The sequence below is a fragment of the Pseudomonas sp. PGPR N4 genome (assembly GCF_059693665.1).
This window is the reverse complement of sequence record NZ_JCAUKV010000005.1, coordinates 282,512-294,419: the sequence shown is the minus strand read 5'-3', so window position 1 is coordinate 294,419 and position 11,908 is coordinate 282,512. Positions and strand designations below refer to the sequence as shown.

At 62.3% G+C, this 11,908-nt stretch carries 8 protein-coding genes; 6 read left to right on the top strand and 2 right to left on the bottom strand.

Annotation, left to right across the window (positions count from 1 at the left end; all coding sequences use genetic code 11):
- Window positions 1-77 precede the first annotated feature (77 nt).
- From AC58X1_RS19795 to AC58X1_RS19785, 3 genes are all read left to right on the top strand, one after another.
- Window positions 78-3,197: a transglycosylase domain-containing protein gene (locus AC58X1_RS19795; protein ID WP_497429348.1), complete on the top strand. Its 3,120-nt coding sequence runs from the start codon at window positions 78-80 to the stop codon at window positions 3,195-3,197.
- Between the two features lie 136 nt (window positions 3,198-3,333).
- On the top strand, window positions 3,334-3,864 hold the full coding sequence (locus tag AC58X1_RS19790) for a PadR family transcriptional regulator (protein ID WP_150570572.1): 531 nt from the start codon (window positions 3,334-3,336) through the stop codon (window positions 3,862-3,864).
- A complete protein-coding gene (locus AC58X1_RS19785; RefSeq protein ID WP_497429347.1) occupies window positions 3,864-4,625 on the top strand; it encodes a siderophore-interacting protein in 762 nt (253 codons plus the stop codon). The genes AC58X1_RS19790 and AC58X1_RS19785 overlap by 1 nt, the downstream gene beginning before the upstream one ends.
- A 175-nt stretch (window positions 4,626-4,800) precedes the next feature.
- On the opposite strand, the gene AC58X1_RS19780 is transcribed toward AC58X1_RS19785, so the two are convergent.
- Both AC58X1_RS19780 and AC58X1_RS19775 read right to left on the bottom strand, forming a co-directional pair.
- A complete protein-coding gene (locus tag AC58X1_RS19780; protein WP_101321867.1) occupies window positions 4,801-5,445 on the bottom strand; it encodes a Pr6Pr family membrane protein in 645 nt (214 codons plus the stop codon).
- Entirely contained in the window at window positions 5,446-5,667 is a 222-nt protein-coding gene (locus AC58X1_RS19775) for a VF530 family protein (RefSeq protein WP_101321868.1), read from the bottom strand.
- A gap of 128 nt (window positions 5,668-5,795) precedes the next feature.
- Here AC58X1_RS19775 and AC58X1_RS19770 point away from each other — a divergent pair, with 128 nt between their 5' ends.
- The 3 genes from AC58X1_RS19770 to AC58X1_RS19760 all read left to right on the top strand — a co-directional run bounded on the left by AC58X1_RS19770 (window position 5,796) and on the right by AC58X1_RS19760 (window position 11,876).
- The gene (locus AC58X1_RS19770) at window positions 5,796-7,838 is read left to right on the top strand and encodes a TonB-dependent receptor (protein ID WP_497429346.1); all 2,043 of its coding nucleotides are present in this window, start codon (window positions 5,796-5,798) and stop codon (window positions 7,836-7,838) included.
- 254 nt (window positions 7,839-8,092) lie between these two features.
- The gene (locus tag AC58X1_RS19765; RefSeq protein ID WP_188036574.1) at window positions 8,093-9,439 is read left to right on the top strand and encodes a carbohydrate porin; all 1,347 of its coding nucleotides are present in this window, start codon (window positions 8,093-8,095) and stop codon (window positions 9,437-9,439) included.
- 25 nt (window positions 9,440-9,464) lie between these two features.
- The gene (locus AC58X1_RS19760; protein WP_497429345.1) at window positions 9,465-11,876 is read left to right on the top strand and encodes a glucose/quinate/shikimate family membrane-bound PQQ-dependent dehydrogenase; all 2,412 of its coding nucleotides are present in this window, start codon (window positions 9,465-9,467) and stop codon (window positions 11,874-11,876) included.
- The last annotated feature ends 32 nt before the right edge of the window (window positions 11,877-11,908 follow it).

Here is an 11,908-nt window from a genome sequence, read left to right as displayed (position 1 = left end):
ACAAAATTTTCACCTGCTGCGGTCAGCGTCTAAGCTTCAGACACGCAAGACGAAATTACTTGGCCGGATAGATGACTATGGGCGCACAGTGGCAATCGGAACCCTCCAGCACCCAAGCACCTGAAGCAGGTCTGGATAATGCTCCGCAGCCAAAACCACCTCGTCAGCGCAGGTTGTGGTGGCGGTTGATCATTCTCGTCGTGCTGCTGGCGATGATTGCCATCGGCTTTGCGGCCTATGACGAAATGCAGACCTCGAACCTGCAATCGCGCGAGTTCAGCCGCCTGGCCGCGACCTTGACCTACAGCTTGGAGCCAGGCCCCAGCGATGCCATCGTCTACCCCGGTGAAGGGCCTTTCGACAAGCGCCTGGGCTACAGCGCGCTGGGTGAGTTTCTGCCGCGTCTGCTCAAGCGCGATTACCTGATCAGCGAGCAGGTCCGGTTTTCTCCGGCATTGATGGACTATGTCGACCACGGCCTGTTCGTGCCTTTTGTCGAGAAAATCCAGGCGGGTTTGACCATCACCGATTGTCGCGGCGACATGCTCTACCAGTACAACTACCCGCAGCACCTGTACCCGGACTTTGCCGCGATACCACCGGTGATGGTCAAGAGCCTGCTGTTTATCGAGAACCGCGACCTGCTCGACCCGGCCGACCCGCGCAACAACCCGGCAGTGGACTGGCCACGCTTCGCCAAGGCCGCCTACAGCCAGATTGCCAAGTACTTCGCCCTGCCCGGCCAGTCGGCCGGCGGCAGCACGCTGGCCACCCAGCTGGAGAAATACCGCCACTCACCGGACGGCCTGACCGTTTCGGGGAGCGAAAAACTGCGCCAGATGCTCTCGGCCAGCGTGCGCGCGTACAAGGGCGGCCCTGATACCACCGAGTCGCGCCAGCGCATCGTGCGTGATTACCTCAACAGCGTGCCGCTGTCGGCAGTACCTGGACACGGCGAAGTGCACGGCATGGCCGAAGGTTTGCGCGTCTGGTATGGCGCGGACTTCGATCAGGTCAACCGCGCCCTCGCCTCGACTGCCACCGATGCCGACAGCCTTGCCGAGCGGGGCTTGGCCTTGCGCCAGGTGCTGTCGTTGATGATCGCCCAGCGCCGCCCTTCGCATTACCTGTCCAAAGGCCGCATCGAGCTGGCCGAACTGACCGACTCGCATATTCGCGTGCTGGCTGCGGCGAATATCATCGAGCGGCCACTGGCGGATGCCGCGTTGGCCAGCAAAGCGCGCTATCGCGATTGGGTAGCGCAGCCGACCATCGTCCCGATCATCACCAACAAGGGCATCAGCCTGGCCCGTAACCGCCTGGCCGGGATGCTCAACCGGCCTCTGTATGACCTCGACCGCCTCGACCTGTCGGCCACCAGCACCCTGCAGGGTGATCTGCAGAACCAGGTCAGCGACTATCTGAAAAAACTCTCCGACCCAGCTTTTGCCGGGGAGATGGGCCTGATCGGCGAGCGCCTGCTGACCAGCAAGACTACCGATCAGGTGCGCTACAGCTTCACTCTGTTCGAACGTACCGCCGATGGCTCGCGGGTTCGTGTGCAAACCGACAGCACCGACCAGGCCTTCGATATCAACGAGGGCAGCAAGCTCGAGCTGGGCTCCACCGCCAAGCTGCGGGTGCTCACCACCTACCTGCAGATCATCGCCGAGCTGCACGACAAGTATGCCGGCAAGCCAGTCAGCGAGCTGAAGAAGGTGGATGTCGCCGAGCTTGACCGGTTGACCCAATGGTCGCTGGAATGGCTGACCCTCAACAGCAAGAATCAAAACCTCGATGCGATGCTCGACGCAGCGCTTGAGCGCAAATACTCGGCCAATACCGGTGAGGCATTCTTTACCGGCGGTGGCATGCATGTGTTCAACAACTTCCGCAAGGAAGACAACGGTCGTAACCCGACCCTCAAGGACGCACTGCGCGAGTCGATCAACCTGCCGTTCATTCGCCTGATGCGCGACATCGTCCGCTATGTCACCTACCAGCAACCGTTCAACCGGGCGATGCTGCTCAAAGACGATGGCGACCCGCGTCGGCAGGAATACCTGGCACGCTTTGCTGATCGCGAAGGCAGCAACTACCTCATGCGCTTCTGGAAAAAGTACCAGCGCAAGACCTCGCAACAGCGCCTGGATACCTTCCTCGACAGCATGCGGGTCACCCCGCAGCGGCTGGCAGCGGTGCACCGCTATCTGTTCCCGGAAGCCTCCCAGGAAACTTTCAACGCCTTCGTCCGCGCGCACAGCAAGGGCGACAAAAAGGCCTTGGCCAAGCTCGACGATGGTCGCCTTTCGCAGATGTACGACAGTTACGGCCCCGGCAAATACGACCTGCCCGACCAGGGCTTTATCGCCAAGGTGCACCCGCTTGACCTGTGGCTGCTCGGTTACCTGCTGAAAAACCCCGGCGCGAGCCTGAGCGAGATGCTCAATGCCGGTCGGTTCGAGCGCCAGGAAGTCTATGGCTGGTTGTTCAAGAGCCGCCACCAGGGTGCCCGTGACAGTCGTATCCGGACCATGGTCGAGATCGAGGCGTTTCTCGATATACATCAACGCTGGAAGCAGGTCGGCTACCCGTTCGATCATCTTGTGCCATCCCTGGCCACCGCCATCGGCAGCTCGGGCGATCGTCCGGCAGCGCTGTCCGAGCTGGTCGGGATCATCCAGAACGACGGTGTGCGCTTGCCGACACTGCGCCTCGACACCCTGCACTTTGCCGCCAATACGCCGTATGAGACCAAGCTGATCAGCGATCCGGACCGCGGCAAGCGGATTCTGCCGGTTGAAGTCGCACGCGCGCTTAAAGGCGCCATGTCGCAAGTGGTAGACGCCGGTACGGCAAGGCGTATCTCCGGCAGCTTCAAGCTGCACGATGGCACGCCACTGGTGATGGGCGGCAAGACCGGTACCGGCGACAACCGCATCGAGAGCTTTGGCGCTGGCGGTCGGCTGATCGGTTCGCGCTCGCTGAACCGCACCGCAACCTTCGTGTTCTTCCTGGGCGACAACCACTTCGGCACTCTCACCGCCTTTGTGCCGGGGCGCACGGCAGAGGCCTTCACCTTCACTTCGGCATTGCCAGTGCAGGCGCTTAAAGGCATGGCACCGATCCTGATGCCGTATCTCGAACCAGGCAGTAGCACCGAGTGCAAACCACCTCAGTTAGCGGCCAATCACTGACAGCACAGTCACCGCCCGGACAGCCCGGGTGGTGACTGATCGAATAACCAAATGAGAATCATCACTATCTTTGGCTTGTCTTAAGATATATCTTGAGTAGTATCTAACGATATATCGCAGACAGAGCCTTTAGACCATGCGTGATCACGATCCCTTCGACCGCCGCCCCGCCCGCGGCGAACGCGGCCCGCGGGTATTTGCCCCCGGCGACCTGAAATTGCTGCTGCTGGCCATGCTTGCCGAACAGGCCGGCCATGGCTACGACCTGATTCGCCAGATCGAGACGTTGTTCGATGGCAGCTACAGCCCGAGCCCCGGCGTGATCTATCCAACCCTGAATTTCCTTGAAGAAGCCGAACTGATCAGCGGCCAGGTCCAGGGCAGCAAACGCCTTTACGCCATTACCGATGCCGGGCGCACTGCCCTGACCGAGCAAGCCGTCGCCGTCGATGGTGTGCGCATGCGCATCGAAGTCAGCAAGCGGGCACTGCGTGGCCATGATCGCCCACCGGAAATTCATGAGGCCGTGGGCAACCTGCGCCATGCCCTGCATATGCACAGCGGCCGCTGGAACAGCGCCGAGATCGAGCGGGTCAGCAATCTGCTCAACGACACCGCCAAGGCCATTGCCGCCGGCCCGGCCGATTCCGTCACGGAGAACACTTGATGAACAACAGCATTCACCGCGTCAATCACGAAATCAAACAGCGTCGGCTGCAGGTACTGCGGGTGACCGATCTGACTCCGCGCATGCGCCGCATCACTCTTGGCGGGCCGGAGCTGGCAGGCTTTGTCAGCCTCGGCAGCGACGACCATATCAAGCTGTTGTTCGGCGTGACTGCTGCCGAACAGGCGGCCATCGATGCGCGCCAGTCGGGCCGCGACGGTGGCGCTCGGCCGACCATGCGCGAGTACACCCCGCGCCGCTATGACCAGGCCAGCGGCGAGCTGGATATCGACTTCGTCCTGCATGGCGACGGCCCTGCTTCGACCTGGGCTGCTCAGGCTGAACCGGGCCAGGTGTTGAACATCGCCGGGCCAAGGGCTTCGCTGGTGGTGCCGGACATTTTTGACAGCTACCTGCTGATTGGCGACGAGACGGCGATCCCAGCCATCGCCCGGCGCTTGCACGAGTTGCCGGCAGGTCGCCGGGTGCTCGCGCTGATTCAGATTGCCGACGACCAGGAACGCCAGCCGTTGCCGAGCCTGGCTGAGGTCGAGGTGATCTGGGTGCAACGTGACAAGCAGGACCTGCTGGCAGTGATCAGCGAGTTGCCTTTGCCGGAGGGCGAGCTGTACAGCTGGGTCGCGCTGGAGAAGTCTTTGACTCGACAGGCTAAGACCTTGCTGCTGGAAAAAGGCGTTCATGAGGATGCCTTGAAAGCCGCCGCCTACTGGCGCGCCGATGGGAGTACTGACGACGAGTAGTCTCAGTCGAGATACGGGGCTGCGGCCCTGTAGGAGCGGCCTTGTGTCGCGATAGGCCAGCGAAGCTGGCCCGGCGATATCAGCGGCGAAGCTGAAAATGTGGGGCCGCTTCGCAGCCCTTTCGCGACACAAGGCGGCTCCTACAGGAACCGCGCATGACCCAGGAATGACGTGGTCAGGGTAGCGGCTGCGTCCTTCGCCGCCCCTGCCAGCGATCCAGCGCCAGCAATACCAGCCCGATCGCCCAGAACGCGACCAACACCACCAGCGCATTGATCATCACCTGCCCATAACCAAGGCTGGCGACATCAATGAACGGATAGGGATAAACCCCGATCTGCTGCCCACGCCACAACGTATAGGCGAAATACACCGCCGGATACAGGCTCCACCAGCCCAGGTCAGACAGGCGCAGCTGCCCCTTGGGCACCACTCGCCACCAATACACTACAAACAGCAGCGGCATCACATCGTGCAGCAACTCGTCCGCAAGCCATTGCCAGCCCTGGGGATGCCACAAGTGGCGCAGCAGCAAGCTGTAGGCAATCGACACCAGCACAATGCTGGCAGCAATGCCTGAGCTGACCCGCGCAGACAAGAACCAACGCCGTGCCGCCGCGGCGTGGCCAAACGCCGCGTAGCTCAGCACGGTCGCCACCAGCGTATTGCTCAAGACGGTGAAAAAGCCGAACAGATTGATCAGCCCGCCAATCAGGCTGGCCTGCTCCTGCCAGCGCGCCAGCAACACCAGGTACAGCTGCACACTCAAGCCGAACCAGCCCAGCAGCGCAGCCAGGCTCAGCCATGGATGACGAGCCATTCAGCCTTTGCGCTGCAGCTTGATGTACAGGTACTCGACCTTCTCTCGTGCCCACGGCGTCTTGCGCAAAAAGGCCAGGCTCGACTTGATCGACGGGTCGCTCTTGAAGCAGCGCACGTCGATGCGTTCGGCCAAGCCTTGCCACTGGTAGTGAGCGACCAGCTCGGTGAGGATCTGCTCGAGCGTCTTGCCGTGCAATGCGTTGTGGTTGGCCGTGCTCATGCGGGGCTCCTGCGGTGAAAAGAGGCGCAGATTACACGAGTGTAGAAGCAAAAACCTCTGGCCAGCACTCAGCCAGGCAATGTTATAGTGTAACAATACTAATACCTTGCCAAGGAACGCTTGATCTCATGTTGCCGCTACCGCTGCGCCTTTCCCCGCTTGCCGCTGCCCTTTGGCTGGCCTCCCCCGCCAGCCACGCCGTTGAACTGCAGCCACAGGTTATTACTGCCAATCCGCTGGGCAACGCTCAACTTGCCGCGCCAAGTACAGTGCTCGAAGGCGACGCGTTGCTGCACCAGCAGCACGCCAGCCTCGGTGAAACCCTCAACAAGCAGCCCGGGGTCGCCTCAACCTGGTTTGGCCCGGGCGCCAGCCGCCCGGTGATCCGCGGCCTGGACGGTGATCGCATTCGTATCCTGCGCAATGGCGTCGGCGCGCTGGATGCTTCGTCGCTGTCGTATGACCATGCGGTGCCACTGGACCCGGTCACCGTCGAGCGGATTGAAATCGTCCGCGGCCCAGCGGCGCTGCTGTATGGCGGCAATGCCATCGGCGGCGTGGTCAACACCTTCGACAACCGCATCCCCGATGCCCCTATCGACGGCATTCACGGTGCGGGTGAGCTGCGCTACGGCGGCGCCGACACCACCCGCAGCAGCGCCGGCAAGCTCGAAGCCGGTGACGGCAACTTCGCCTTGCACCTGGATGCCAACAGCCGCCAGTTCAATGACCTGCGCATTCCTGGCTATGCGCGCAGCGGCAAGGTCCGCGACAGTGCCGAGCCGGGCAGCAAACACCGCCTGGAGAACAGCGACGGTCGCCAGGACGGCGGCGCTATTGGCGGCGCCTATCACTGGGAGCACGGTTACAGCGGGTTATCCTACAGCCGTTACGACAGCAACTACGGCTCGGTTGCCGAGCCCGGCGTGCGCCTGGACATGCAGCAGGACCACTACGGTTTCGCCTCTGAACTGCGCGATCTGGACGGCCCGTTCAGCTCGGTCAAGGTCGACGCTGGCTACACCGATTACCAGCACCGCGAGATCGAAAGCGGCGAAGTGCACACCACCTTCAAGAACAAAGGCTACGAGGCGCGCATCGAGGCCAGGCATCAACCGCTGGGGCCAGTGGAAGGGGTGATCGGCGCGCAGGTCAGCCGCAATCAGTTCTCCGCGTTGGGTGAAGAAGCCTTCGTGCCCTACACCGACACCGACAGCCTGGCGCTGTTTCTGTTAGAGCAGTGGCAGGCCAGCGAGCGCCTGAACCTGAGCTTCGGTGCACGTCTGGAACACACCCGGGTCGACCCGGATGCCAAGGGCAACGAGGACTTCGCCGCCGCTGACAGCACCAGTACCTTCAATGCCGTGAGCCTGTCTTCAGGCGCGGTGTATCAGCTTGACCCGATCTGGTCGCTGGCCGCCAACCTCGGCTACACCGAGCGCGCGCCGACCTTCTATGAGCTGTATGCCAATGGTGCGCACGTGGCGACCGGCGCCTATGAAGTGGGTGATGCCAGCCTGAACAAGGAAAAAGCGATCGCCGCCGACCTGGCCCTGCGGTTTCACAATGGCACGCACAAGGGCAGTGTCGGCGTGTTCTATAGCCACTTTCGCAATTACATTGGCCTGATCAGCAGCGGCAATCTGCGTGAAGGGCATCATCATGATGGCGATGATGATCACGACCATGACCATGACCACGGTGATATTCCCGAATACCTGTACCAAGGCGTGCGTGCGCGCTTCTATGGCATCGAGGCGCAGGATCGCTGGCAGTTGCTGGAAAACCGCTACGGCAGCTTTGCCCTGGAACTGTCAGGCGACTACACCCGCGCCAATAACCTCGACACGGGTGAGCCGCTGCCACGGATTGCGCCGCTACGCCTCAACAGCGGCCTGCTCTGGTCGCTGGAGCGCTGGCAGGCGCGCGTCGATGTACAACATGCAGCCTCGCAGCAACGCAAGCCGTCCAACGAAACCAGCACTGACGGCTACACCACCTTGGGCGCAAGCGTCGGCTACCGCTTCGATGTCGGCCAGAGCCAATGGCTGGCGTTTGTCCGCGGCGAGAACCTGACCAATCAGACGGTGCGCTACGCCAGTTCGATCTTGCGCGACATTGCCCCAGCGCCTGGGCGTAGTGTCGAGGTTGGCCTGCGTACAAGCTTCTGAGGAACTGCACTGAGGCCATTATGGCTGGCTCGATTGAGCTGGCCATGGTGACCACAGCCATAGCGCTAGGCCCATTGTTGCTGCAGCAGTAACAATCAAGTGCGACATTTTGTCTTTTTTTATTACCCCTTCCGCTATATCCTGCCGCCGCACTGAATCGCTTCAGCCCATATTCCCACAGCCATACGCCATCGAAGAGCGTGCTTTTCGATGCGCTTGGGTATTTTTCGTCAATCCAAAGATAGCGCTATCTCATGTTCCAGCTACCCCGTAGTCGTTATGCCGCCTTAGGCCTGTCCACACTCCTCTGTGGCGTTACGCCCGCCACGCTTGCCGGTGAAATGTTCGCCAGTGACTCGCCGTGGATGCTTGGCGACTGGAACGGCAGCCGCAGTGACCTGCGCGAGCGCGGCTACGACTTCACCCTCGGCTACACGGGTGAAATGGGCAGCAACCTGCATGGCGGCTACGACCATGACCGCAGCGCGCGCTACAGCGACCAGTTCACCTTTGGCAGCCACCTTGATCTGCAGAAGATCCTCGGCTGGAACGCCACCGAGGTGCAGTTGACCGTGACCGAGCGCCACGGCCAGAACATCAGCAATGACCGCATCAACGACCCGCGCGTAGGGGGTTTTACCTCCGCCCAGGAAGTCTGGGGTCGCGGCCAGACCTGGCGCCTGACTCAGCTGTGGGTCAAGCAAAAGTACTTCGATGGCGTCCTCGACGTGAAATTCGGCCGCTTCGGCGAAGGCGAAGACTTCAACAGCTTCCCCTGCGACTTCCAGAACCTGGCGTTCTGCGGCTCGCAGGTCGGCAACTGGGTTGGCGGCATCTGGTACAACTGGCCGGTCAGCCAATGGGCCCTGCGCGTGCGTTACAACCTGAGCGATACGCTGTACGCCCAGGTCGGCGTGTTCGAGCAGAACCCTTCCAACCTCGAGTCGGGCAATGGCTTCAAGCTCAGCGGCAGCGGTACCCAGGGCGCGGTGATGCCGATCGAACTGGTCTGGAGCCCACAGGTCAATGGACTTGCAGGGGAATATCGCGCCGGCTACTACTACAGTAATGCCAAGGCTCAGGACGTACTGCGCGACAGCAGTGGCCAACCCGCCGCCATCAGCGGCGCTGCCTACCGCAGCCGCTCGAGCAAACACGGTTTCTGGCTCGGCGCGCAGCAGCAGGTGACCTCGCAGGCGTCCGACCAGTCACGCGGCCTGAGCTTGTTTGCCAATGCCACATTGCACGACAAGAAGACTAATGCCATCGACAACTACGTTCAGGCAGGTGTGCTGTACAAGGGGCCATTCGATGCCCGGGCCAAGGACGACATCGGTTTCGCCCTCGCCCGCGTGCACGTCAACCCCGGCTACCGCAAGAACGCCCGCCTGGCCAATCAGGCGGCCGGCATCAGTGATTACGACAACCCAGGCTACCTGCCTGTGCAAGACACCGAATACAGCGCCGAGCTCTACTACGGCGTGCACCTGGCCGACTGGCTCACCGTGCGTCCCAACCTGCAGTACATCCGCCATCCAGGCGGGGTATCGGCAGTCGACGACGCACTGATCGCCGGCCTGAAGATTCAAAGCAGTTTCTGACCTCAACTTTCACGGAGTACCTTTGATGAGCACTGACGGTGCCAAAACCGGAACCCGCTGGCTACCGCGCCTGCTAGGCGTGCTGCTGTTGCTGATGGGCCTGGCCCTGCTGGCCGGCGGTATCAAGCTCAGCCAGCTGGGCGGATCGCTTTACTACCTGCTGGCCGGCATCGGCTTTGCCGTCAGCGGCATCCTGCTGTTGGCCAAACGGCAGATCGCCCTTGGTGTCTACGGCGTGGTGCTGCTGGCCAGCACCGCCTGGGCGCTGTGGGAAGTTGGCCTGGACTGGTGGCAACTGGTGCCGCGCCTGGCGATCTGGTTCGCCCTTGGCGTAGTCCTGCTGCTGCCGTGGGCACGCCGCCCGCTGCTTGGCCCGGCCTCCCGAGCCAACACCGCGCTGCTCAGCGTTGCAGTAGTTGCCGCCGGCGCCACCGCACTGGCCAGCCAGTTCACTCACCCGGGCGAGATCCGCGGCGAGTTCAACCGCGACAGCAGCGAAATGGCCAGCACCGCCCCGGCCATGCCTGACGGCGACTGGCAGGCGTATGGCCGTACCGAGCACGGCGACCGCTACTCGCCGCTGCGCCAGATCACCGCGCAGAATGCCTACCGCCTGGAAGAAGCCTGGCGCATCCGCACCGGCGACCTGCCCACTGAAAACGACCCGGTCGAACTGACCAACCAGAACACGCCGCTGAAAGTCAACGGCATGCTCTACGCCTGTACTGCGCACAGCAAGCTGCTGGCGCTGGACCCGGACACCGGTGCCGAAATCTGGCGCTTCGACCCGCAAGTAAAGAGCCCGGTGGGTACCTTCAAGGGCTTCGCCCATATGACCTGCCGGGGTGCGTCCTATTATGACGAGAACCGCTACGTCAGCCGTGACGGCAGCCCGGCGCCGAAAATTTCCGATGCTGGCCAGGTCGTTGCCCAGGCATGCCCGCGCCGCCTGTACCTGCCGACCGCCGATGCGCGCCTGATCGCCATCAACGCCGACACCGGCAAGGTCTGCGAAGGCTTCGCCAACCAGGGCGTCATCGATCTGACTACCGGCATTGGCCCGTTCACCGCAGGTGGTTACTACTCGACGTCGCCTGCAGCGATTACCCGCGATCTGGTGATCATCGGCGGCCATGTCACCGATAACGAGTCGACCAACGAACCGTCCGGGGTGATCCGCGCCTATGACGTGCACGATGGTCATCTGGTATGGAACTGGGACAGCAACAACCCGGATGACACCAAGCCACTGGCACCTGGCAAGACCTACAGCCGCAACTCGGCCAACATGTGGTCGATCGCCAGCGTCGATGAAGACCTGGGTATGATCTACCTGCCACTGGGCAACCAGACCCCTGACCAGTGGGGCGCAGATCGCACCCCGGGCGCCGAGAAGTACAGCGCCGGTATCGTTGCCCTGGACCTGGCCACCGGTAAGGCCCGCTGGAACTACCAGTTCACTCACCACGACCTGTGGGACATGGACGTCGGCAGCCAGCCGACCCTGATGCACCTGAAGACCGATGACGGCGTCAAGCCAGCGGTGATCGTGCCAACCAAGCAGGGCAGCCTGTATGTACTTGACCGTCGCGACGGCACGCCGATTGTGCCGATCCGCGAGATCCCGGTGCCGCAGGGCGCGGTCAAGGGTGACCACACCGCCCCGACCCAGGCCCGCTCCGACCTCAACCTGCTGGGCCCGGACCTGACCGAACAGGCCATGTGGGGCGCCACCCCGTTTGACCAGATGCTCTGCCGCATCCAGTTCCGTGAACTACGCTACGAAGGCCAATACACCCCGCCGTCGGAACAGGGCAGCCTGATCTACCCCGGCAACGTCGGTGTGTTCAACTGGGGCAGCGTGTCGATCGACCCGGTGCGCCAATTGATGTTCACCTCGCCCAACTACATGGCCTTCGTGTCGAAGATGGTGCCGCGCGAGCAAGTCGCTGCCGACAGCAAGCGCGAAAGTGAAACCAGCGGCGTGCAGCCCAACAGCGGTGCTCCGTACGCCGTAATCATGCACCCCTTCATGTCGCCACTGGGCGTGCCATGCCAGGCACCGGCCTGGGGTTATGTAGCCGCCATCGACCTGTTCACCAACAAGGTGGTGTGGAAGCACAAGAACGGCACCACCCGTGACAGCACGCCGATCCCGATCGGTATGCCGGTCGGTGTGCCGAGCATGGGCGGCTCGATGGTCACTGCGGGCGGTGTCGGCTTCCTCAGCGGCACCCTCGACCAGTACCTGCGTGCCTATGACGTGCACAACGGCGCCGAACTGTGGAAGGCGCGCCTGCCAGCAGGTGGCCAGGCCACGCCGATGACCTACACCGGCAAGGACGGCAAGCAGTATGTGCTGGTCACCGCCGGCGGCCACGGCTCGCTGGGCACCAAGATGGGTGATTACATCATCGCTTACAAACTGGCCGACTAATCCTCGCGCCAGTGCATCACCTGCATAAAAGA